This is a genomic window from Olivibacter domesticus, from assembly GCF_900109575.1.
In the GTDB taxonomy this organism is placed as follows: domain Bacteria; phylum Bacteroidota; class Bacteroidia; order Sphingobacteriales; family Sphingobacteriaceae; genus Olivibacter; species Olivibacter domesticus.
In genome coordinates, this window is the sequence record NZ_FOAF01000001.1 from 1,594,129 (window position 1) to 1,617,681 (window position 23,553).

Here is a 23,553-nt window from a genome sequence, read left to right on the forward strand (position 1 = left end):
AGTCGGTATTATTTCAAAAGTGATGGTTCGGCATTACTTGATTACCGGCACCTTTTCGTGACAAAAAACACTAGAGAGAAGTCAGAGAAAATGTGACGCGCGTAGAGCAAAGCGACTTATAATAATAACAAAGGTGGCCGTTTATAGGCCACCTTTGTTATGTCTGACTTATTATTTCCTGAATTTTCAGGTTAACTTCAATAGCTTTGTATTGGGATTTATATGACTTCGTTATTTCTATCGTCATGCTTATAAAAGCATCCAAGATCCGTTTGTCCGGTTTCGGAAATCCGATGTTTTCTTCCATTTTAGTAAATGTAAGCTATTTTAACGTCAATCACTAATTACCAAAGGTTAAACATTCAACATTTCGATAAATAGATTATTCAGTTGAATTACTCCTAGATAATTAATATTGATCTCGTTTTCTGCCGCTTCAAAATGTTTAGCGCTTGCTACACCTAAATTAAGCGGACCGCTCATCACACCGACATTATTATATAAAATATCAATTCTACCTAGATACTCTACTTTTTGAAACAACGCAATCGCGTCTTGCGGGTTTGCTGCATCCGATTGGATTATTGTTAATTCGGGATATGCTTTTTTTGCTTCCTCAAGCTTGAGTAAATTACGTCCGGTAATAATCACTTTATTTCCGAGAGTCAAAAACTGCTTTGCTGCTTCCAAACCGATTCCAGAAGCCCCTCCCGTAATCAATATGGTCTTGTTTTTTAAGTTCATCACTTAAAATTTATAAATGAAATTTATGCATGCGTTAATTTCGACATTGCCTCACCGATTGCGTTTGCATAGATCTTGGTATCTCCTACCGAAATGTCAAATAGGTTCGTTTCTAATCCAACCATTAGCTCATCTGCCACTTCACTAGGCTGAATTCCTGCTGCTCCACCTATTCCGGCAGAAATTGGAATTGAATTTGCCAGAACTATTCCTAAAAAAACTTTAGTGGTGTTTACTACCGCTTTTCATGAATTTGCTTCTGAGAGTTATGAAGTCGACGCTATTGACTATTTGATCAAACCTGTAAAATTAGAGCGCTTTCAAAAAGCGGTTGAAAAAGCGCAGACGTATTGTAAATCATTCCATACTGATTATTCAAACAGCAACATAGAAAATATAACCGATGATTATATTTTTGTAAGGGCAGACCGCAGAATGTTCAAAGTGCATTTTAGTGATATACTTTATATCGAAGGGTTAAAAGATTATGTTATTATTTACTTAGAAAATCAAAAAGTGGTTACCCTAATGAATATTAAAACCATCCATGATTTGCTTCCGAAAAGTTTCTTTGTAAGAGTCAGCAAATCATACATCATCAATGTAAATAAAATAGATTCTGTAGATAACAATACTGTATATATATAGGAAAAACTGAAATACCGATTGGCAATATCTACAGGGATTTCTTTTTTAATGAATTTGTAACCAAAAAGATTTTGAATAAGTAATAAAAAGGGTTCTTCCGCATCTGTCAGAATAAGATATAAGTATTTAAGTTATTTAAAGTCAACTGAAACGGCATGGGCTAACATTTTCTTGGTTTTGGTAGTGCGATAGCAACGACGTTGTGTCCCGCTTCCAACGCAGCCGTTACGAGATCGCTACCAATTTTGCACGATGGATTCGGCCCGTGTAAGGGACAATGTCGGAAATGCTAAAGTGGCCTCCTGGTTTCAATACGCGGTACGGACTTTTTGGACGAAGTCAACTGTGACCTCAGCGGCCTTTGCTGCCTGCTCATCTGTAAAGCCATAGTCCAAAATGTCTGATATATTTCCGGCGCGACCAGTTAAAACAATAAAGTAAGTTGTCAGAGCAGGTTTTCCTGCGACGCCTGATAGACGGTTCTCACCGATGCCTGAAAGCCTAGACTGCGGGCCAGCGATGCATCGGCATGAAGATACCAAGGGTTGACCAGCGGTGCTGCGGATAAAGTCATAGTTTCGCCAACAAGCTGCAATAGCTCGTATAATGTCGTTGGGGCCTCATCTGCTATATTGACCACTCGTCCATCCATGATTCCTTGCAAAGCCATCACGATAGCCGTATATATATCGCGATGGTGGATGGTGCTCATCCGCATAGCTGGATGAAATTTAGCAGCAACTACATGTTTAGGCAATTCTTCCAGGTGGCCATCGCCATCTCCATAAACAAATGGGAAGCGAAGAACTGACCAATTCAATCCGCTTTCACGCAACTCCTTTTCTGCAGCAACTTTACTGGCCGGATAGGCATGTTGTGGGTTAAGCGCATCATCCTCCCGGCCGGGATGCGGGTTGGCCACATCATAAACATGACTGGTGCTTGCGAAAATGAAGCGGGCATCAGAGGCATTGCTCTTTACGGCATCAATGAGGTTGCGTGTACCCTCCAGGTTACTTTTCCAGATCAGGTCCGTGTCAGGTGACCGGAACACGGCTGCCAGGTGAATGATGGCTATTGCATCTTTTACCGCTTCTTGCAGTGTTGCCAGATCAAACAAGTCTCCTTCTATAGCCGCTACTCCGGCCGCAACTTCTTTGCCACGTACCAGTGCAGAACAATCATACCCTGCTTCAACAAGGCGAGGCAAAAGCCTTGAACCTACTAAGCCGGTTGCACCGGTTATCAATATTTTACCAAATTGTCTGTCCATAATTAAATTATTTTAGACAAAGATGAGGTTAATGTAATAGTAAAGTTCGGACAAAAACCGCTTTTACAAGGACAAATTCTGATAAAAGTCGGCTATCGTTTTACCGGTTACTTTCTTAAACAAACGCGAAAAATAGCCGGGGTCATTAAAGCCGAGCTCAAATGCCAGTTCCTTTACAGATTTTTTTTGGTTATTATACATTCTACGCCTTGCCTCGATAATCAAACGGTCTGTGATGAATTCTTTCGGTGATACACCGGAATGCTGTTTTACGATCCTATACAAACAATCCGTGCTTAAGGCTAACTTTTCTGCGATCTCCGTTATGGCAGGCTGATCAGTAAGATTATCTTCTACAAATAGCTTGAACCCTAAAAACTTATCAAGCGCCCCTGCCGTGTGCTTTTTATGCAATACAAAATAAGCGGCATTTATTTCTGTAAGCAGGCTGTTCAGGTAAGCCAGGATCAGTTCCGGATCATTATCGGCAGCACGTAACAGATCATTTAAAATATTGAACGTATTCAAAAGCCTAAGTGCAGCATTCGGCGGGAAACTGATTTTTTGCTGGTTCAGGGGATTGAGCAAAAAGGGGAACTTTCTCGGCAATCGCGAAAGGCACTCATCGTCAAATCCCAATTTATAATAGTCTACGCTGTGGCCAGTTGTAGCTAGTTGCCTAAGCTGGTGTGGTAACGCAAAAAAAAGCTCATGTTTGGCAACTTCAATAGTTTCCCCATCGATAACTTCCTGACTGTTCCCGTGCAGCATGAAAAGAAAGAAATAATAAGACAGCCGTTGAGCAGGACCGTATTGAGCCGCCGACTCCGGCGATATATGGCCGAATTCCGGGGAAACGATACGTATAGAGAGCTCCTTGTTTTGACTCAGATTTTCAGGGAAAGTTTTTATGGGCATAACTTCTAACGATTATCATTAAGCAATATAACTATAAAAAGCTTCATTGCCATAATGATTGAGATTGTTCATGCAAATAATTTAGTTTGAAAAGCCGACTACTTTCATCCGAAATCCGATCGGCCAACCTTGTTGAAAAATAAACTTTTTATCAGGATAACTATTCTATTTTTTTAAATAATGGGCGGAGTGATCTTCGGTTATTGTTTTTACCTTTTTCGATTTGAGATACTGTATGTAATCCCAGTGATTCTGATGACGATTCTTTACTATGACGTTTCAAGCGTATACCTCAACAAATTAATAAGTACGCTTAAAAATAAGCGATGAATATTTCCTTGTAACTCGCCAAAATCGATAGCTCAAAGGGCGTTTATAAATGGAATGGATAAATGCGGCTGTAGTATCATGTATGAAGTCTACCTTGTGCCGTTACCCTCACCTTCATCGTTGTCCGAATGACTGAGTATTTAAAGCGGATAATTATTTTACTGCTATCAAATATTCGTTTTCCTTTAATGGACTCTATTCAATCCCAGTTAACCGCAACCCAGGATCAAATGATAATATATTTTCGTAACTTAACTCTTTAAACAAACGTAATTATATATGATTAATAAATTTTCCGATTTAAAACTTGATGCTGTAATCGACAGAAAAAATGCCAAGATATCTTTTCACCAGCTAGATTATTACACGCTCTTTCGCCTTTTCGAGACATTAAAAAAGGTTTTTGGCGAAGGTGAATTTTTATACGAACAGCTTCATAACACCGACCTTTCCTATTTTAAACATAGATTACGCAATAACCTGGTTGGTAAACTTAACAATAACGGTATTCATACCTTAGGCCAGTTGTTTGACCTTTCTGAAGAAGACCTAATGAATTGCAAGGGAATAGGTCAGAGAGGCGCGTTAGCGGTTTTCGCTCTTATCAAAGAAATTTTCTCTGATAAAGATAAACAGGTCAGAGAAATCACTTCACTTTGATACCATTTCACTCTCCCAAAACTGTAGGTGAAAAAAGCGGTAGGTATTCCCTGCATAAGAAAATCTGCTGGGATTTTTAACAGTTCAAACCACTTATTTGGTTAATAAAGGCGAAATATATCGAACATAAGATAAAAACCAATGAGTGCTACCGTACTCGCTGTTGATAAAAAATAATTTCCCGTTTTACGAATACCTGTGGATCGTGTAATTTCTCTTTCTTTTGCGTATTTATAATAGTATGCGATAGCTATTGTGTGGGTTACACCCGCAATGATAAATAATACAAGTGGTAAAAGGCGCCAATCGATTGTGAAAGTATCAATTTTCACAATGCACCATGCAAATGCAAGAGCCAGAATGGGATAAACGCTGAAAAGCCTTATTTTCTGGAATTTACTAAAAGGTAGAACTTTTTTCTTATCCCCTGTTTTCATAATACCAAGATAAATTAAAAACTAAATAATAAAACATAAGTCAATTTCCAATAGCAGTAAAGGTCACATTGTGACTGGGCCACATAGCTGCACTTGTACTTTTTTCATATAGCGCAGAAGAGAAGAGCATCTTGCTGAAATCATCCTCTTCATCGTCCAATATTTTCTTTGCAGCATGGTTCACAGAAGAAACAAGCAGGTCTGCAACCTGTATCTGGATATAATCTGCACTATTTACCGAAATAATCTCTCCAATTGACAATTTGAAATTGTATTTATTTCGGCCGAAACCTACAACAGCATCATCAGCAGCTTTGTGAAAATTCAATAATTCACCATGAAATGCTATAGGTTTGGAAACATCTAGATAAACCGGATCAACTAGATCATATTTTTTTGACTAAAAATTACAGGCCGATCTAAACATGGGCAGTGTAGGATCTAAAGTATATTTTTCGTGAAATCCATCATCTATGCTCTCGCTATATTGTCGTGTAATTAATCTACTTTTTCTACACCGTCAATGGGATAAAGCACTGCTTCAAGGCTTTTATATGCTGCCAAATGCTTGTCCTTAGTCATTTTCTCCAGATTTAAAAGACGCCATTTGACCGACGGAAGTTCTGATACTAAATTGGCGTCCAAGCCGGAAAGTGTCCAATCAGGTGTTTTGTTTTTTATAGAAAGCAAGAATTTACGCTCACTATCTGTCATCTCCTTGTTAATATCGCTAATCAGCCTTTCACGAACAGAAAGCAACTCTTCCAAAGTCACTTCGATTTCTGCCATCTGTAGGAATTCTGTTTCGTAGATTCCCGAAATATCCTTTCTGTTGGGGTTAAGCAATTCCGCCATTGGCCGGAAGTGGCTTATCAGGAAGACCAAAAACGTCTTGCGCAGTTCTTCTGTCAATCCTTCGTTTTCGTATAATTGTTTAACATCGAAAAGGTCGCGTGGATGTTGGCGGTCAAGTGCAGCGCAAAGTTTTCCGGCGTAAAGGTCGGGGTGTGATGCGACCAACATTTCGGCATATCCGAATTCTTTTTCCACTTCGGGCTTTACTTCCATCCTTACGGCAGGAAAAAGGCTCCCCCTAATCACTGGTGATAGTTCTATTTTAACCCTAACATCATCCAGTGAAATAATGAGCCGTAAAGAATTGTCCTGCTGAAGTGTAGTATTTTGTACCTGTGCACCGATGATCGTTTTCTTTACGGAATCAGTTATCCTCGCTAATGCAGCCCTAATATTTGCAAGGGAAGTCTCCCGGTCTCCCATTGGCAGGTACAGTAAATCAATGTCAACCGAAAGCCTAGGCATATTGCGATAAAATAGATTGATGGCTGTTCCTCCTTTAAGCGCAAAACAATCCTCTTTATCTATGATGGGCAGCAATCGGATAAGCAACCTTATTTGATCTGCGTATTCTTCATTCTTACTCATAAAAATCGGGAACAGTTATTTTATATTTTTTATTTAATTTTCCGCCCTTTACAATAACGCGGTTGCCAGACCCAAAGTTGATATTTTCAGTTTGAAGCTTTGTAAACCAACTATGATTCTGGCGTTCGGCCAGATAAAAAAACATCCTGCGTACCTTGACACTAGTACATAGTTCCAACAGCTTTTGGAGCGTTCGTGGAGAAAGTGTATTCAATCCCTGCATAAGTTCATCTGCGTGTTCAAATGATATGCTTCCCGGAACTTGGTTCATTACTTCTAAAATGGCTCTTTCGGGCGTGGCTATACGCAAACCTTCGTTCGTATTTTTCCAATTCAGAACCTTGGTAAACTCAATCAGTTCTGATGCCTTTTCGTCCTCAACACTATTACCGAACAAATCACGGGAGCTATGTTTCTGGAATTTGGTTCCCGTTGCCAAACCATTTACCCACACTGGAAGATTGTCCCTTCCGTATAAATGAACCAGACGCTGTTCTGATATGGGAAGATAATGGGCAAGTTTTTGAAGTTCTAAGGCTGATATGCCACCGATAGTCAGGTCTGTGGATAATTGTCTTTGTAGAAAATAAACAACATCTCCCCATTCTATTTTCGACCCTTCACGTTTATACACCCCGTTCTTCACGGTCTCCAACTGCTGGCTCTTCAATAGATTATCTATCGCGTGATTCGTGAGCTCATGGGCTTGTAGCCAAGACCTGGTAACTAATGATCCTTCTGGGACCAGTTTTGTTATCTGTTTTCTTCTTTGAGAATATGTGCTCATGTTTACTGAAATTGAATTTATCGGCGAAATTCGCCGATAAGTCAAATATACACAAACTATTTCGTTTACGAAAATCATATTTTTCGGCGGAAATCGCCGAAAATCGGCACTCATGTAAACTTAGGCGTAGAGTTTTTAAATAATTATCTGGAACGCGGATTTAGGGGCAAACCCTTCGTGGCATTTACCTCAGTTAGTGCGGAAGCATCGACCGACGGCTTGACATATTGATCTCCTTTTAAACCAGCCTTTACGATCTGGATAAAAATTCTTCAAGTTCCTCCAATGAATCAATCCTTTTGATAATTTTACCATTTTTATCCAAAAGTATATAACTGGGGTACTCTCTAATAGCGCTACGCTTAGCATTTTCTTCATTTTCATCAAGGTATTGCGGCCATGTCAATCCATGTTCGGCTATCCGCTCCTGCCAGAGAGGTATATATTTGGTGAGATCGACTGAAATACCGATAACCTCAAATCCTTTTTTATGATATTTCTTATATATAAAGTCAAATACCAGTTCACCTTCTATCCATGCTGCACCCACTTTATTGGGCTGCCCTTCCAGTCGATGATTAGTAGCAGGGTCAACTTTCGTTTCGATAGCGCTTATACCATTCAAGAAAGAAATACTACCCTTCGGAATAAAAGAAGCCGGTTATTTTAGCCCCGTCATATTAGGAGCCGTTCATAAAATGAACACTTCTTATATTTATGTTCATAATATAAATAAAAATGAACACATGAAAGACATATGTCCAGAATATTTTCTTATATTGCCCATATGTTCATTATTAGCTAATTTTTGAACACAACATGGTCTACGATAGAACGAAACCCCATCTAACCAATCAATTGATCACCGATATACTTAATCAAATGGACTCTACAATTGAATATGCAAAAACTAGAATCAAATGGTATACTAAAGAGGTGAATGAATTGTTATTCAGTCAGCCTTATATCAAGCCAAAGTTATTGGGAAAGACTTTGCAGGTCACGTTCCGAACCACCTTAACGAAATATTTTTCAGAACTGACTGACGCCGGCATACTTATTTCTGAAAAGGAGGGTAAGGAAGTCTTTTATATTAACGAAGACCTAATCCGCATTTTAGAAAGCTAAATAAAAAATCGAATAAGAAAACAAGCGACAATATCCAATACAGCGAAGGGTTAAATCTTTCACGGGAGGCGTATTCCCATTAGATTTAGGTTGATAGCTCCCAACCAAAGAGAAACTATAGGAGTACCTTAAAAAGGAAAAGCTATCCCTCAAACCAAGAAATAGCTTTACTATATATTTATGTGAATCTTTTTAATTCTTCTTCTTAGCCAAATCGGCACGGACTTTTTGGACGAAGTCTATAGAAACTTCGGCAATCTCCGCAGCTTGTTCATCGGATAACCGAAGCTTTATAATAAGGTTTTCTACCACGTCGTAGCTTTTCTTTTCCTCGCCTTCAACTTTACCCCTTGCTTCACCTCTACGGAACAGTGGATCTCGTTCTTCCTTAAAAAATTTTGTTATTGTTTCCATAGCTTCAATAAATTGATTCTCTAAATTACGCAATTGCACCAAAACCCGCAACGGATTAAAACTTTTACTTTCAGACAGATCTCCCTTTGAAACTGATTTTATTTCCTTTAGGATTGTTACAATAACCTCTAACGGACTATCATTTACAAAGTTAGCCAAACCGCAGCGAAGCAAGCTCATGAACACTTTTTAAAACAGACAAATGGTGAATAAATTGCCAGTATTTTTTCCTCAGGTTTATCAGACTTGAGAAATATTTTATAGTCTACCGAGGAAAGTGCCTATCAAATGTTGATGGAGGGGCGTCCCGAAGCAATGGTGTACGCTTCTTTGAGGACCTCGGCATAGGTAGGGTGCGCATAAGATATTCGGGAAATTTCGTTTGCCGTAACCTCATATTCTAACCCAACAACTGCCTGTGCGATCAAATCGGCCGCTCTTGCTCCGATGATATGTACACCCAACAGCTCGCCAAATCTTGGATCAGCAAGCACTTTTATAAATCCTTCTGTGTCCATTCCGGCTCTTGCTCTCGCATTAGCAGAAAAAGGGAATTTGCCCACCTGATAGGCTTGCCCCTGTTGTTTCAACTCCTCTTCTGTGAAACCCACGGAGGCTACTTCTGGCCATGTGTATACTACAGAAGGAATTCTTCTGTAGTTAATATGCGGCTTTTGTCCATCAATAATTTCAACGGCATAAACAGCTTCTTCCTCCGCTTTGTGGGCCAACATTGCTCCGCCGATCACATCCCCGATAGCGTAAATATTGGTGGCTGTAGTTTGCAATTTGTCATTGGTGCTAATGGTACCTTTAGAAGTAAGTTGAACATTTGTGTTTTCAAGACCGAGGCTTTCTGTGTATGGCTTTCTTCCTACGGCAACTAGCACGTAGTCGGCCTCCAGCTCCTGTTTATTTCCGTTTTTATCTCTGAACCATACTTTTGCTGTGCTGCCAAGATTTTCTGCCCGGTACACGGCTTGTTCTAAATGGATAGGAATACCTTCTTTTTTAAGTATCTTATGGAGAGCCGTTCCCAGCTCATTATCCATATTGGCGATCAGATGATCGGCATATTCGAGTATGGTAATTTCGGTGCCTATTCTGTTAAAAATAGAGGCCATTTCCAAGCCGATGACGCCACCACCGATGATGATCATGCTTTTCGGCTGTTCGGCGAGCGACAGGGCTTCGGTAGAGGTGATGATTCTTTTCTTGTCTAGTACAACTCCATGAATGGTAGCCGGTTTTGAACCGGTAGCTATAATGAATTTAGCTGCTTTTATGGTATTTGAAATACCATTCTCGTCCGTCACCTTTAGGGTTGAATTATCAGTAAAAGAGGCTATGCCCTGTTTACAGGTGATTTTATTCTTTTTCATCAGGTAGTCTAGTCCCTGCGTGTTTTTTAACACCACATCGCTCTTCCTTTTGTACAATTGTTCAAAATCCAATTGCACAGTTCCTGTTTCAATACCGTGCGTACTAAATTTGTGAATAGCATCGTGATAATGATGTGTGCTGTCTAAAAGAGCTTTGGCGGGAATGCACCCAACATTGGTGCAGGTTCCTCCAAGGGCAGCGTATTTTTCTATAAGGACTGTTTTATATCCCAATTGTGCACTGCGTATTGCGGCGACGTAGCCGCCAGGTCCAGAGCCGATCACGGCGATATCATACTGTTCCATTTTAATTTTCTTTAAATTTCTGCTTTTTTTCTTAATTACGAATTGCGTTAAACGAGTTTTCTCGAGCAGCGCTTAAACCTCATCATCCTCCAATTTTGGGGGAATCAATTTATACATTACCGGAGTTACAATTCTTGATAGAATTGTCGAACTTATAAGCCCTCCAATAAGTACTATCGCCAGAGGGGCAATAAGCGGATTGGGGTTTAATGCGATAGGTATCAATCCGCAGATAGCTGTGATAGATGTTAGCACAACAGGTAAAAAGCGTGTTTCGCCAGCTATGTTGATTGCGGAATCTAGGGAGTGCCCCCCACCCCTCAGCTGATTGGTAAAATCTACCAGAAGCAGCGAATTCTTCACCTGTATTCCCGATAATCCTATGAAACCGATAATAGAAACCAATGACATCGGATTTCCAGTCATGAGGAGAGCTATTACACCGCCCAGTATACCCAAAGGAATAATAGACAAGACAATAATTATCCCTTTGAAAGTCTTAAACTGTAAAAGGAGCACGCCTACAAAAAGGAAACCACTTAATAATATAACCGAAAGGAAGTTACCACCCAATGCATCACCTTCCGACTCGGCTTCGCCGGATAATTTATAAGAGTAGCCTGATGGAAGTTTTAACTTGTCAAGTTGCGGAACGATGTCCTTTAAAATATCATTGGCATATACGTTTTCCTTGGTCAACGACGTCACTTTGGCAAACCTTGATTTATTAAAATGGTTGATAGCCGTGGGTGATGTCTCGAAACCTATTGTTGCAATTTGATCAACCTGTATCGGTGTTCCTTGGGCATTGTTTACATAAAGCCCTTTTAGTACGTTGAGGTTTGAAAACTTCTCCCTTGGAAGGGTTATAATTACATTCCTGGAATCGCCTCTGTCATCGATATAGTCGCCAACGTTCAAACCAGCCACAGCCATGCGGATAACCTTATCCACATCACTTGTCATTACCCCTAGGGTACGGGCTTTTTCCTTGTCGATAGAAACCTTGACGTCCGACTTGTAAGAATTAAGTTCGTTGTTCACAAAGAAAGTGCCTGGGTGCTTTCTTAAAATTTCCTCGACTTTGAAAGATAGGGAACGCAACGTATCCTGATTTTCTCCAAAGAGCCTTACAACAATGTTCGCTTCTATTGGGGTTCCCTGTTCAAAATCCTTAACCTCAATTCTTGCATGGGGGAAATCGATGAATTTTTTTCTAAGGGTCTTTATCAGTGCCTGTTTGACCTTGGGGCTGGTTTCATCACCTAACTGTACAAAAATTTGACCGAAATCAGGTTTAATGTCCTGCTGGTGTACGTTGTAGTAAATCTGAGGATTACCCTTACCAACATTGGAGGTATAATATACTACTTCCTTATGATTTTTCAGTTCCTGCTCCACGAGTTTGGTGACGCGGTCAGTTTCGGGGATGTTTGCCTGCAAGGGTAGCTTTATATTGATAAGAAACATTGGCTTTTCGGAAGTTGGAAAAAGCTTGAACCCTGCCAACGGAAAAAGTGCGAATGCGAAAATACTCAGAGCGATCGAGATTGCTACAGTTACTTTTGGCCAATTCAGTGCTATCGGCATTATCCTGCGGTAAGAATAGCTCAAAAACTGCTGTAATTTCTTTAGGAAGTAATTACCGCCGGTATGTGCATGCGGTTTTAACAATCGACTTCCGAGAAACGGAACCAAAGTAAGTGCAACCAACATGGATGCCAGTACACTTGTCATTACAGCCACTGGCAGGCTTCGGAGAAATTCGCCTGCGGCGTCAGGTAAAAAAGCAAGTGGCAGGAACGCGATGACCAAGGTCGCGGTACATCCAACAACGGCAATACCTATCTGTTTGGTACCCTTTAGCACGGCATTCTTAATTGAATGCCCTTCGCGCAGCCATCTTTCTATATTTTCGACGACAACAATACTGTCGTCTACCAATAGTCCCAATGCCACCACCAGCCCAACAATACTTAATTGGTTGAGTGAATAGCCCAGCAAGTTCAAAGCTATCAGGCCCAGGGCAAGCGATAAAGGGATGGAGATCATGACGATCAATGACGCCCTGAATCCTAGTGGCAACAACGTGATAATTACCAGCACAATGGCAAGGGCAAAATCAAATCCCAGGTGCCCCAAACGTTGGGCTACCATGTCCGCCTGGTCAAAATTTTTGACCATTTTTATATTTTCCGGAAGCTCTTTTTGGAATGCTTCCAGCACCGGCATATACTCTTCCTTGACTTTGCTTATATTGACGTTGTCCTTCATGGCAGCTGTCACCAGTACACAACGGTGACCGTTAAGACGTGTGATATGGTTGATGGTACCATCCTTGTAGCTAACTTCAGCGACGTCCTTTAAATAAATAATCTTTCCGTTGGCGTTATATATAACCGTATTGGCAACGTCTTCCACGTTCTTGAACTTGCCGCTGGTTTTCACATTGAAGACCTTGGTGTCAAGGTTGATGCTTCCCCCTGGGATATCAGCAGCTTCACTTTGTAGGCTCCCCACTACAAGGTTAAGGGGTATCCTTAGCTGGGCTAGCTTATCCAATTGCATGTCTATGCGTATCTCCTGCTCGGGAACTCCGGTATATTTAACTTCTTTAAGATTGGTTATCTTTTCCAGTCCTGTTTTCAGCAGATCGGCCTTGTCCCTTAGTTCTTTAGCTGATGCAGTATTGGAAAGCAGAGCCACCTGGATGATTTTTACATCCGAGGATGCTACCTTTTCGGTTTTGATCAGGTAGATATCCTTTGGGAGCTCGCTGTTCTTCAGGGCATTTATTTCGGTAGAGATCTCCTGGTATTTATTGTCTACATCGACACCATATTTAAATTTTGGCTGGATTACGGCAACACCATCCTCAACCGTAGTAAGTATCTTTTCGATATTTTCAAGCCCATATATTTTATTCTCAATCGGCTTTACCACCTGTTCTTCCATGTCCTTCGGACTGGTTCCCGGATAGATGACCGTGATGATATATTGCGGTGGATGCGTTGTCGGGTCTTCCGATCTTGGCATAGTGAACAGCGTAAGCAGCCCCACTACGGCGAAAAGAACGAACATGATCAGGGTGAACTGATAGTTCTTAACGGCAAAATTTGTTATTTTCATTTTTATGCGGGTTTACTTTATAATTTTGACTACGGATTGTTCATTTAGGTAGGCACTGTTGGAAATGACAATCTGGTTTATCCCGTCCAGTTTATCACTTAAATACACTTTATCTGTTTCAAACTTTACGATGTTTACAGGAATCTTTTTTACCTTATCCGCGCCGACGGTAGTGAATACATAGCCTTTTTTGCCGTCTGCTTCCACCAATGCATTGTAAGGGATCACGATAGCATTTTCCGTCTGACCGATTTCAATTTCAGCTTTTCCAAACATGCCAACAGCAGGAACAACGCCGTGGAGTTTCAATTTGAGTTCTATCTGAAACGAACCTATTTCTCGGTCTGCCGATCGCAGTTTTCTGAATACGGCAGCCTCAAATAACTGATCGGGAAAACCATCCAATGTAACTTTGGCAAGCTGCCCAATTTTGATGCTTGACCATTCACGGTCTGTCACGCCAACTTTCAAAAGATAGCTGGCATTCTTCTGTATGGCATTTGTGAGCAGTACCGGCATACCACCGCCAATAACTTCTCCTTCATTTGCAATCTTCTTAGAAACAAAACCGTCCGATGCAGCATAGATTTTTGCGTATTGCTCATTGAACGCTACGGCTTCTTTTCCTTTTTTGGCAACGTCAAGTGCAGTTCTTGTATTTTGCAGCTGCTCCAATGTAAAAACACTGTCTTTATAAAGGTTCATTGCCCGGTCATAGTCACGTTGGGCCTTGTCCACACCTAAACTGGATTGGGAAAGTCCGGCAGAAATTTCGGTCGTATTCAATGTTGCCAATAATTGTCCTTTGCGGAAAAAGTCTCCTTCATTTACAAAAACGCGACTGATAACACCGCCTATTTTAAAAGAATAGTTCGCCTGGTCTTCCGTACTGACCAATCCCGTTACCTGTATTGAAGTAGGTACACTAAATGAGGAAACAGGCGATACTTTCACGGCAATGATGTCGGGCTGGCCAAGCGGGTTTGTATTTTTTGTGTTCTCACCACACGATGACAGTAAGAACGCTGCTGCAAGGATTGTAAATTGTATTTTTTTCATTTTTTAAATTATTGTATGTTAAAACTAGCGTTGGCACGTTCGATTGCAGTAAAAGCAATCCATGTATCGAACAGTGCTATGTTGGCCTGTAGCTGGGCATCTACCCATTGGTTCTGGGCATCTAACAGCTCAATGTAGATCGACATCCCTTCTCTGTACAGTTTTGATATATCAGTATAATAGGTTTGGCTTGTCTTTAACTGGCTCTGGGCTGCCTTGTATTCGGCAACAGCGCTTTCCATACTAGCCTGACGCACTTTCAGTTCTGTAAGAAGTTGTTGTTGCACATAATCGGTTTGGGATGAAATTGCCTGCTGTTCGGCAAGGGTCTGTTTAATTCGGCTGCTGTTTCTGCCAAATCCGAAAAGGTTCCACTCTAAAGAAACCCCGAAGAGGTAATAACGGCTCTGATTATTAAATTTCCAATCAAATGCCTGTGAACCCAAATCTAAACTGGCCCCTACCTTTGGAATAAGGTATGATTTTGCAAGTCCTGTAAGATCTTCATTAATACCCTTGGCTATTTTAAGTTTGGAAAGCTCCTCGCGGTTACCAATATTTTCATCCAGTAGGTTATTATCGTCCGGCAAGGCCGTAATATCATCTATTAAAATACTGTCTGTCTGTGGGCGGTTCAGCAGGAAATTAAAATAATACCTGGCAGACTCTTGCGCTTTAATGGCCGTCACGATCGAAGCCTCGATCTTGGAAACTTCATTTTGGCTTCGGACCAGGGCAGTCCGGTTAATCTTTCCATTATCCAATAATTTTTTATTCACTCTTTCCCCTTCGCGAACCAATGCCAGGTAAGACTCGTAGATCTTTACGGCGTTGCTTGCCTTCAGGTAATTGTAATAGGCTGTTTTAATCTCTTTTACCAACTCCCTTTTGTAAAGTAGCACTTCCGTTTTCTGGAGGTCAACCTGTTTTATCCTGATCTTTTTGTTATAATTGAGCTCCGCATTGAGAATTGGCTGGGTAATCCTGAATTTTGCATCATAGAAATTATCGGGATTGATCAATACCTGCTGGTTCTGCAACTGGGGAAACGAATTGCTACCCGTGAGCTGATTTAGCGTGCTATAAACACCGTTCATCATATCCCCGACGGGAATGTCGATAGTCCGCCCTCCATCCGCCTTGGTATAGGTTGTTGAAAAGGCAACATTTGGCAGAAACATACTTTTCGCCTCAGAGAGCGCATAAATATTTTTCTCCAGCATAAAATTTTGCTGTTTTATACTCTGGTTTGTTTCCAAACCTTCCTTTATGTAAAGGTCCAGTCTGTTTTGTGCACTGGCTGTATGCGCAGTGGCCAACGCTATGGTCAAGAATATTGACCATAACACGTTTGGTTTTTGATATGACTTAATCACTGTAATAAATTTAAACACTGTTCAATATTATAATAAAAAAAAGCCTAGCTCTTTTCGAGCAAAGCAACAAAACATTCGTAGCCGTTTTCCATCAGCTCTTCGTTTGTTTTGTTCATAAAACTGGTCGTACGGTCTTTGCAGAACAAGGCACAGATTCCATGCATTGCAGAAAGCACCATAAATGTAAAATACTCTGTATCCATCTCTTTGAACCTACCTTGTTTCTGACAATCGCCGATCATAGAACACATATGGTTTATGGCTTCCTGTGCTATTTTGAACCTGTTTTCGCTAGGCTCTTTTACGGTCTCCTCGACCATGAACATAAGGTTGTAGTAATCCTTATTTTCCTGCGCAAATTGAATGAACACACGTCCCGATGCCTTAAGTCGTTCAAATGGATCTGCTACGCTGTTCAGCACTTTGAGCTGGTTTAGAAGCAACGTGAATCCCTCTTTTTGAAGCTCTTGAAAAATTTCGGTTTTGTCCTTAAAGTGAAAATAGAGGCTGCCAGGACTGTAATTGATCTCAGCTGCAATATTTCGCATGCTGGTTTTTTCATATCCTTTTTCAAGAAATATTTTGCGTGCTGCATTTAAGATGCGTTGGTGCATTTCCTGTTTTTCTTCCTGTTTTCTTTCTGCTATACTCATTTTAATTTTTTATGTGGCTTTAAACTTTAAGCCTTAAGACCAGGACTAATTTTCCCCATGATATTAATGACTGATTTCCTGCTGAGAAACTTAAACCCGAATAGCATCAACCGGTTTTTAAATCCTTGTATCACTCGTGGTTTACTTCTCGCCGACAACGCTTTCATAAATCCGTCGGCAACTTCAGAAACACTCGACACGACAAAACTTGGAAATGCACTTGTATAACTGCCAGAGTTCGAGTGGAAGTCGGTATCGGCAGCGCCCGGGTTAAAGCCTGCAACAAATATACCTTTATTTTTAAACTCATACCAGAGCGATTCCGAAAAGTTGGCGACAAAGCTTTTTGTTCCTGCATACACAGCTGCACCCGGTAAAGATGAATGAGCCAGTAGCGAGCCAATATTGATCAGTGCATTTCCTGATACTGCTTTACTTAAAAATGCATAGGATAATGAAACTAGGGCCTCCATGTTCAATGCCATGGTATTCAATTGCTCTACAAGAGGTAAATCTATAAATCTTCCGTAAGAGCCTGTCCCTGCATTATTGACAAGAAGATCGTAACTGTTTTCATTGAGGTGCCGACTTACTCTTTCAATATCTTCCTTTTTGGTCAGGTCAGCTACCAAAATCTGATGATGATCCTTTCCAAGTTGCTCCTGAACTGATTTCAATTTCTGTTCGTTTCTTGCCACCAGGGTCAGCTCGTACTGCTGCCGGGAAAGACGTCTGGCAATTTCCAGGCCTATACCCCCGCTTGCTCCCGTTATTAGTGCTTTTTTCATTGCATAAATGTTGATGTTAATTTTACGATGCAAATTTATTAAACAGTGTTCAATTATCAAAATATTTTTGGACTTTTCTTTGATATTTGCTGCAGCATGACGTATATTATAGTAATTCAGTGATTTATTTTACTTAAAACTGATAATATCGGCCTTATTTATCTATAATTTTTGATTTCAAGTTTTGCAGATCCAGACAAATTTTTATTATATTTGAACAGTGTTTAACACAAATATGCATAAAGTGAATTGGTTTTTGGAGATTTAGCACCAATAAATATCACAGGTATAAAGACGAACAGATCAGAAAATAATAGGGAGATCACAAGTAATCTGTACGAAGGTCAGGTAAACGATCGGAACCCTGAATCAATTGACTTAAGCAGGCAGTTGGAAACAAAGGATAATCATAAAAAAATATCAAGACGTGAAGTAATCAAACAAGGCGGGCTTGCTTTATCCTTTTTTGCTCTGCCTTTTCCATTAACATCATTTTTAAATTTTAACGAAATGACAGATAACAAAAATTTTGACGTAATCATCATTGGCGGAAGCTACTCAGGACTTTCGGTAGCAATGACTCTGGGACGGGCATTAAGAAATGTTTTAATTATCGACAGCGGTTTGCCCTGCAACCGACAGACACCTCATTCGCATAACTTCCTTACGCAGGATGGAGAAAAACCAAGCGTTATCGGGGAAAAGGCAAAGGAACAGGTGTTGAAATATGACACTGTGAAATTCCTAACTGACCTTGCCGTAAATGCAAAGAAAAACGATAACGGCTTTGAGATTTCAACTCAGTCAGGAAAAACATTTTCAGTCGGAAAGCTTGTCTTTGCAACAGGATTAAAAGATAAAATGCTGAACATTAAGGGATTTTCTGAATGTTGGGGAATTACTGTACTCCATTGTCCCTATTGCCACGGATATGAGGTTAAGAATGAAAAAACAGGGATTTTGGCAAATGGATATGGTGCATTTCACCTGTCCCGGCTTATTAATAACTGGACAGAGGATTTAACGATATTCACTAATGGAAAATCGGAACTGACACAGGAGCAAACCGATGAAATCAAAAGACACAATATTTCAATAGTTGAGAAGGAGATTGCCTCATTGAAACATAAAGACGGAGTAGTTGAAGAAATAGTTTTTTCAGACAATTCTACTTTTCAGTTAGAAGCTATCTATTCAAGACCACCTTTTGAACAACATTGTAAAATTCCCGAATTATTGGGCTGTGAACTGACAGAACAGGGACTTATCAAAGTAGATGCATTTCAGAAAACAACAGTAGATAATATATTCGCTTGTGGGGACAATACGAATCCTCTACGTGCAGTATCATATGCCGTATCAACGGGCAATAACACAGGTGTATATTTAAATAATGTTCTGGTAGAAGAAGATTTTTTGAAATAACAATTGAAGCTGCATATAATATGCGGTTTGGCGTTATGGCTATATATGCTATAGAGGGAGCACCCAACAAGCCAATCTAAATTACTATGCAATTGTTAAAATATCGACTTTCAGCGAACCAGAGAAGCTAGCTTGAACGCCTTTAGAAACCAACTCTCTGTGAAAAATCTCCTTTGTCTGAAACTTTATATCCGCAATAATTTCTTTAACAACGGTATAACTATCTACCATATTAGTTTTCTTCTTTAGAACATTAGCGCTATTACAATTAAATAAGAACGCCACCTGAGGAACGACATGAATTTCGTGAAAAATTAATCAGAGATTATTAATTAATTTCAAGAGCTAATTGTTACGAACGTAACGATTGAGCCTATTGATAGTCAAACAGTGAATATAAAACAAAATGATGTGGAATTTGATTGACGCTACAAAAATAATAGCCAACAACGATTTAGAATTGTTTGTTAAGGAAATTTTTGTTCTGGAAGATGGGGATGACCCTAAAAGCTCCCAGCTTACTTTTTATGCGGACGGCTATCCGGGAATTGTATACCTACAATCGGAAAAAGGATTTTTACTTCCCAGAAAGAAAGAACTCACTGCTTTTTTTCTATATGGCCAGATGATAGCGCCCTATGAGCTTTCGATAAGGGTACCTTATCTGATGATTGTTTTTCAGTTGTACCCTTTTGCTGCTAAATTGTTATTTGATGTAGACACGCAAAAACTTAATGATGATTGTGCCGACCTTTCAAGTGTCAAAGGGATAGCTATTGAAAATCCTCTGGAGACATTAGCCACTCCTTTGTCAATAAGCCAGAAAACAGAGATCATCGCTAAATTCTTATCAGAACTTGCCCGGGAAAAAGGAATGCAGGAATATCGGAAAATACAAGGGGCCATTCAAATAATCGAGGATCATAAGGGTTTGATTGCCGTAAATGAACTGGCCAAACGTCTCAATACCACAGAAAGGACCTTACGGCGAAAGTTCAACCATTATGTCGGTATACCACCGAAAAAGTTCGCAAAAATAATACAATTTCAAACCTCACTGGACCAGATCTCAACAGGTGATTTCCTAAAATTGACCGATGTGGTCTATGAAAACGGGTATGCCGACCAATCGCATTTTATACGGAACATCAAGAAATTCACAGGGAAAAACCCGCTGCAATTAAAAAGATTGCAATAGCTTCTTTGTCCGATTTGTTCAATTTCTGATTTTAACTGCCCTATACTTTTGCTTATAATTTTAAATCAAAAATTATGGCAAACGAAACGTTAATATTGGGGGCCACAGGGAAAACCGGGAAACGGGTAGCCGAAAAACTCCACAAAATGAATATTCCTATCCGTTCTGGTTCCAGGAACGGAACCCCTCCTTTTGACTGGGACATACCCGATAATTGGAACGCGGTTTTAAACGGTATCAAAAAAGTTTACATCACCTATCAACCCGACTTTGTCGCTCCCGGAGCGCTGGAAAAAATCCAACGGTTTGTGGACGTAGCAAAACAATCCGGTGTTCAGCAACTGGTACTTCTTTCCGGAAGAGGAGAAAAGGAGGCTGAGGAAGGCGAAGCGATCATAATGACTTCGGGACTGCACTGGACCATTGTGAGAGCCAGTTGGTTCATGCAGAATTTTAGCGAATTCTTTTTTCTCGATAACATCCTGGGCGGGCAGATCATTGTTCCCAAACCAAAAGCTTTAGAGCCTTTCGTCGATCTTGACGATCTTGCAGACGTAGTGGTTGAGACATTGATGGATGATAGGCACAAGGGGAAGATCTATGAACTGACCGGGCCGGAATTGCTGTCTTTTAGAGATACGATCCGCATAATTTCTAATGTGATCAACCGGCCTATCGGTTACGAAGAAGTGGACATGGATAGTTACGTAAAGATGCTTCGCGATTACCAAATCCCCGAAGACATCATTTGGTTGATGCAATATTTATTCACCGAAGTATTGGATGGAAGGAATGAATCGATCAGGAATGATATTGAAGAAGTGTTAGGGCGGAAGCCAACTACATTTCACGAATATGCAATCAAGGCCAATCAAACCGGGGTTTGGAACATCAGCTAGTTCAGATCACAGTGATAGATTATATAACCATTAATAAACATCAAAACAACATAAAATGAAAGCAACAAAAATCACCGTGGAAACCACGGTAAAAGCACCGGTGGAAAAAGTATGGGAATATTATACGACCCCCGGCCACATCTTAAAATGGAACAGCGCCTCTGATGACTGGCATACCACAAAGGCGGAAAATGACTTGCGGGTTGGTGGAAAGTTCGTTTCCAGAATGGAGGCCAAGGATGGCAGTTTAGGGTTTGACTTTGAAGGGGTATACGATAACGTAAAGACAAACGAACGGATTGCCTACACCATGACCGATGGAAGAAAGGCGGAAATCACATTTATGGATCTACATGACGAAACCAAAATGACCGTAGTATTTGATGCGGAGGGCGAAAATCCTATTGAAATACAACGGGAAGGATGGCAGGCTATCCTGGACAGTTTCACGAAATATGTCGAAACCAATTGATAAGACAGCGAGCCATCCATGGCAATTGTCTTATCGAGATAAAGCTGAATACCTGCTTATTCCATATCTTCCTTTTGCTTTCACCGACCGGCTTGCTGATGCTCTCTAACGTTTTAAAAAGCGAAAGAGCAATCTCAATCAGATTCGCATCATCGATGTTTTTATAAAGATGAGAGAAAAGCTTGCGAGCCCTCAAATAAAGATGTCACCTTTCAGATACAGCACAGCTTTGCCTTCTAATTCTACTCTATCGTTCAGTAAACGGCAATAAATTTCACCACCCCGTTCTGAAAGTTGAAAAGCTCTTAATTCGTTCTTATTCAGCTTCTCTGCCCAATAAGGTGTAAGCGTGGTGTGTGCCGACCCAGTTACCGGGTCTTCATTTACACCAACTGCCGGGGCAAAGAAGCGGGATACAAAATCGTGGTTTTCGCCTTTTGCTGTTACGATAATTCCCCTTGCTTTTATGGCTGCTATTTGGGATAAATTTGGTATTACGGTCTCAATATCTTCCTGCTTTTCAAATACTAACATATAATCGGTTTTACCTTTGTAAGCGGCGATCGGCTTTTTGTCAGTTGCAGCTAAAAGTTCTTCGGTCAATGCTGTTTCAGCAAATTGGTCTGCCGGAAAATTGAGGGTATATTTCCAGTCCTGAAAAGATACGGGGAGATTACCGCTGCGGGAAGAATAGAATGGTATGGTATTTTCCCTGAAATTCTCCTGATTTTTCAATACAAATGCCGCAGCCAATGTAGCATGTCCGCAAAGGTCAACTTCTTCGCCCGGTGTGAACCAGCGGATTTCAATATTATCTTCCTTGACGATATAGAAAGCGGTTTCGGCAAGGTTATTTTCCTTTGCGATTTTTAATAGTATATCGTCCGACATCCATTCCGTTAATGGACAGACAGCGGCAGAGTTGCCTTTAAAAACTTTCTCTGCAAAAGCATCCACTTGATAGATTGTTAATTTCATAATCTTGTTTTTTGTTATAAATAATCCTGTCTTATCGGGCTGAATACGTCCACTACTTCGCCCGCAATGTGCCGTACCATAATACCCAATGCTGAATCCCTGATCTCTTTTGTATCTGAAAGGACTATTTTCATATTTAGCTTAGTTTCGTTAAATCAAGTTCCATTTGGATATTGGCACGTTTGTAAGGCGTTGGTCGTCCTGGTATTTTTTGAAATCCCAATTTATAATATAGGTTGATGGCGGGTTTCAAAATCGTATTGCTTTCCAGATAGATTTTTGAAGCGCCCATTTCCTTGGCCGCATTGATAATGGCTTGCCCCAATAACCGGCCGATACTTTTTCCCTGTGCTTTGGGTGATACTGCCATTTTAGCCATTTCAAAATCGTAGTCGGGATCGTCCATTTTAATTAAGGCACAAACGCCCAACGGTTCGCCGTTGTAGAGAGCCACCAATATTCTACCGCCTTTGCTCAGAATGTATTCTTCGGGATTATCCAGTGCTTTGCTGTCGGTTTCTTCTATTTCAAAATAGGTGGAAATCCATTCTTCATTCAGTGCTTTGAAAACAGATTGATATCGCGGCTCGTATGCTACAATCTGCACGTCTTTGCTTTCCCGAAGTTTCTTCACTTCCTGTACCCGTTTGTAGATTGTTTTTTGTTCCAATAAAAATTCCCATTCTGCAAGGGCTTCCCAAAGGTTGTGCGTGGCTTCGGCAATAATACCGTCAATGGCCACGTCAATATCGGCACATTGTACCTTTATCATTCTTTCTGCTACTGTTGCACCATTATCTGTTAGTGCAACAACATTTCTGCGTTTGTCCATTGATTTGAGATTGTCTTTTACCAATCCCGCTTTTGCCATTTCCTTGACGATTTTTGTAACGGAGGGTTGGGAATGCCCGATCTGTTCGGCTATTTCGGTTATGGTTTTTGCACCCTCATCATAAAGCACGAAGAACACGGGAAACCATTTTGGCGAAAAATCCACATCATAAAGCTCGTAAATTTTGGCTGCATCTTCGGTTACTTTTGCTGTAAGTAATCGTAATCTGCTACCTAGTGCCATTTTTCCTGTTTTATTGAAGATGTCCATTTCT

25 protein-coding genes are annotated in these 23,553 nt (G+C 40.5%); 7 read left to right on the forward strand and 18 right to left on the reverse strand.

The annotated features are described in order from the left end of the window. Window positions 1-157: 157 nt before the first annotated feature. Window positions 158-307, reverse strand: a complete 150-nt coding sequence (locus tag BMY50_RS28110) for a hypothetical protein (protein ID WP_162276549.1) — start codon at window positions 305-307, stop codon at window positions 158-160. A 47-nt stretch (window positions 308-354) separates the two neighbouring features. After that, window positions 355-744 carry an SDR family NAD(P)-dependent oxidoreductase gene (locus tag BMY50_RS06970; protein WP_093320956.1) on the reverse strand — a complete coding sequence of 130 codons (390 nt, stop codon included), beginning with the start codon at window positions 742-744 and terminating at the stop codon, window positions 355-357. A gap of 228 nt (window positions 745-972) precedes the next feature. Between BMY50_RS06970 and BMY50_RS06975 the strand changes: the two genes are divergently transcribed. Beyond that, the gene (locus tag BMY50_RS06975; protein WP_202907757.1) at window positions 973-1,392 is read left to right on the forward strand and encodes a LytR/AlgR family response regulator transcription factor; all 420 of its coding nucleotides are present in this window, start codon (window positions 973-975) and stop codon (window positions 1,390-1,392) included. 445 nt (window positions 1,393-1,837) lie between these two features. On the opposite strand, the gene BMY50_RS06980 is transcribed toward BMY50_RS06975, so the two are convergent. Both BMY50_RS06980 and BMY50_RS06985 read right to left on the reverse strand, forming a co-directional pair. Beyond that, entirely contained in the window at window positions 1,838-2,665 is an 828-nt protein-coding gene (locus tag BMY50_RS06980; protein WP_093320962.1) for an NAD-dependent epimerase/dehydratase family protein, read from the reverse strand. 63 nt (window positions 2,666-2,728) lie between these two features. Then, window positions 2,729-3,583 carry an AraC family transcriptional regulator gene (locus BMY50_RS06985; RefSeq protein WP_093320965.1) on the reverse strand — a complete coding sequence of 285 codons (855 nt, stop codon included), beginning with the start codon at window positions 3,581-3,583 and terminating at the stop codon, window positions 2,729-2,731. 609 nt (window positions 3,584-4,192) lie between these two features. Between BMY50_RS06985 and BMY50_RS06990 the strand changes: the two genes are divergently transcribed. Continuing rightward, entirely contained in the window at window positions 4,193-4,573 is a 381-nt protein-coding gene (locus tag BMY50_RS06990) for a DNA-directed RNA polymerase subunit alpha C-terminal domain-containing protein (RefSeq protein WP_093320969.1), read from the forward strand. A 101-nt stretch (window positions 4,574-4,674) separates the two neighbouring features. Here BMY50_RS06990 and BMY50_RS06995 read toward each other — a convergent pair whose 3' ends face one another. The 5 genes from BMY50_RS06995 to BMY50_RS07015 all read right to left on the reverse strand — a co-directional run bounded on the left by BMY50_RS06995 (window position 4,675) and on the right by BMY50_RS07015 (window position 7,865). After that, window positions 4,675-5,010, reverse strand: coding sequence for a hypothetical protein (locus BMY50_RS06995; RefSeq protein ID WP_093320974.1), 336 nt, complete (start codon window positions 5,008-5,010; stop codon window positions 4,675-4,677). A 40-nt stretch (window positions 5,011-5,050) separates the two neighbouring features. After that, window positions 5,051-5,338 carry a hypothetical protein gene (locus tag BMY50_RS07000; RefSeq protein ID WP_093320977.1) on the reverse strand — a complete coding sequence of 96 codons (288 nt, stop codon included), beginning with the start codon at window positions 5,336-5,338 and terminating at the stop codon, window positions 5,051-5,053. A gap of 170 nt (window positions 5,339-5,508) precedes the next feature. Then, window positions 5,509-6,453 (reverse strand): nucleotidyl transferase AbiEii/AbiGii toxin family protein, encoded by a 945-nt coding sequence (locus BMY50_RS07005; RefSeq protein WP_093320981.1) that lies wholly within the window; start codon window positions 6,451-6,453, stop codon window positions 5,509-5,511. Continuing rightward, a complete protein-coding gene (locus BMY50_RS07010) occupies window positions 6,446-7,240 on the reverse strand; it encodes a type IV toxin-antitoxin system AbiEi family antitoxin (RefSeq protein ID WP_162276550.1) in 795 nt (264 codons plus the stop codon). The genes BMY50_RS07005 and BMY50_RS07010 overlap by 8 nt, the downstream gene beginning before the upstream one ends. A gap of 250 nt (window positions 7,241-7,490) precedes the next feature. Next, a complete protein-coding gene (locus tag BMY50_RS07015) occupies window positions 7,491-7,865 on the reverse strand; it encodes a peroxiredoxin family protein (RefSeq protein WP_162276551.1) in 375 nt (124 codons plus the stop codon). Between the two features lie 194 nt (window positions 7,866-8,059). Between BMY50_RS07015 and BMY50_RS07020 the strand changes: the two genes are divergently transcribed. Then, window positions 8,060-8,368 (forward strand): hypothetical protein, encoded by a 309-nt coding sequence (locus BMY50_RS07020; protein WP_093320995.1) that lies wholly within the window; start codon window positions 8,060-8,062, stop codon window positions 8,366-8,368. Window positions 8,369-8,560: 192 nt separating this feature from the next. Here the strand turns inward: BMY50_RS07020 and BMY50_RS07025 are convergent, their stop codons facing one another. The 7 genes from BMY50_RS07025 to BMY50_RS07055 form a co-directional block, all read right to left on the reverse strand. Continuing rightward, complete coding sequence (locus BMY50_RS07025; protein WP_093320999.1) at window positions 8,561-8,962, reverse strand: hypothetical protein; 402 nt, start codon at window positions 8,960-8,962, stop codon at window positions 8,561-8,563. 104 nt (window positions 8,963-9,066) lie between these two features. Continuing rightward, a complete protein-coding gene (gene lpdA / locus BMY50_RS07030; RefSeq protein ID WP_093321003.1) occupies window positions 9,067-10,470 on the reverse strand; it encodes a dihydrolipoyl dehydrogenase in 1,404 nt (467 codons plus the stop codon). Between the two features lie 72 nt (window positions 10,471-10,542). After that, window positions 10,543-13,599 carry an efflux RND transporter permease subunit gene (locus tag BMY50_RS07035; protein WP_093321007.1) on the reverse strand — a complete coding sequence of 1,019 codons (3,057 nt, stop codon included), beginning with the start codon at window positions 13,597-13,599 and terminating at the stop codon, window positions 10,543-10,545. A 12-nt stretch (window positions 13,600-13,611) separates the two neighbouring features. Continuing rightward, the gene (locus tag BMY50_RS07040) at window positions 13,612-14,658 is read right to left on the reverse strand and encodes an efflux RND transporter periplasmic adaptor subunit (protein ID WP_093321011.1); all 1,047 of its coding nucleotides are present in this window, start codon (window positions 14,656-14,658) and stop codon (window positions 13,612-13,614) included. An 8-nt stretch (window positions 14,659-14,666) separates the two neighbouring features. Further along, window positions 14,667-16,034 carry a TolC family protein gene (locus tag BMY50_RS07045; RefSeq protein WP_202907758.1) on the reverse strand — a complete coding sequence of 456 codons (1,368 nt, stop codon included), beginning with the start codon at window positions 16,032-16,034 and terminating at the stop codon, window positions 14,667-14,669. Between the two features lie 44 nt (window positions 16,035-16,078). Beyond that, on the reverse strand, window positions 16,079-16,687 hold the full coding sequence (locus tag BMY50_RS07050) for a TetR/AcrR family transcriptional regulator (protein ID WP_093321015.1): 609 nt from the start codon (window positions 16,685-16,687) through the stop codon (window positions 16,079-16,081). Between the two features lie 26 nt (window positions 16,688-16,713). Next, the gene (locus BMY50_RS07055) at window positions 16,714-17,508 is read right to left on the reverse strand and encodes an SDR family NAD(P)-dependent oxidoreductase (protein WP_139202227.1); all 795 of its coding nucleotides are present in this window, start codon (window positions 17,506-17,508) and stop codon (window positions 16,714-16,716) included. Between the two features lie 216 nt (window positions 17,509-17,724). On the opposite strand from BMY50_RS07055, the gene BMY50_RS07060 reads away from it, so the two are divergent. The 4 genes from BMY50_RS07060 to BMY50_RS07075 all read left to right on the forward strand — a co-directional run bounded on the left by BMY50_RS07060 (window position 17,725) and on the right by BMY50_RS07075 (window position 21,469). Then, window positions 17,725-18,900 carry an NAD(P)/FAD-dependent oxidoreductase gene (locus tag BMY50_RS07060; protein ID WP_238383687.1) on the forward strand — a complete coding sequence of 392 codons (1,176 nt, stop codon included), beginning with the start codon at window positions 17,725-17,727 and terminating at the stop codon, window positions 18,898-18,900. A 406-nt stretch (window positions 18,901-19,306) separates the two neighbouring features. Continuing rightward, a complete protein-coding gene (locus tag BMY50_RS07065; protein ID WP_093321024.1) occupies window positions 19,307-20,098 on the forward strand; it encodes a helix-turn-helix domain-containing protein in 792 nt (263 codons plus the stop codon). Between the two features lie 74 nt (window positions 20,099-20,172). Beyond that, window positions 20,173-20,997, forward strand: a complete 825-nt coding sequence (locus BMY50_RS07070; protein WP_093321029.1) for an NmrA family NAD(P)-binding protein — start codon at window positions 20,173-20,175, stop codon at window positions 20,995-20,997. A 55-nt stretch (window positions 20,998-21,052) separates the two neighbouring features. Further along, window positions 21,053-21,469, forward strand: a complete 417-nt coding sequence (locus BMY50_RS07075) for an SRPBCC family protein (protein ID WP_093321033.1) — start codon at window positions 21,053-21,055, stop codon at window positions 21,467-21,469. A 192-nt stretch (window positions 21,470-21,661) separates the two neighbouring features. Here the strand turns inward: BMY50_RS07075 and BMY50_RS07080 are convergent, their stop codons facing one another. Both BMY50_RS07080 and BMY50_RS07085 read right to left on the reverse strand, forming a co-directional pair. Then, entirely contained in the window at window positions 21,662-22,447 is a 786-nt protein-coding gene (locus tag BMY50_RS07080; RefSeq protein WP_093321037.1) for a PhzF family phenazine biosynthesis protein, read from the reverse strand. 136 nt (window positions 22,448-22,583) lie between these two features. Continuing rightward, window positions 22,584-23,549 carry a bifunctional helix-turn-helix transcriptional regulator/GNAT family N-acetyltransferase gene (locus tag BMY50_RS07085; RefSeq protein WP_093321041.1) on the reverse strand — a complete coding sequence of 322 codons (966 nt, stop codon included), beginning with the start codon at window positions 23,547-23,549 and terminating at the stop codon, window positions 22,584-22,586. Window positions 23,550-23,553 lie beyond the last annotated feature (4 nt).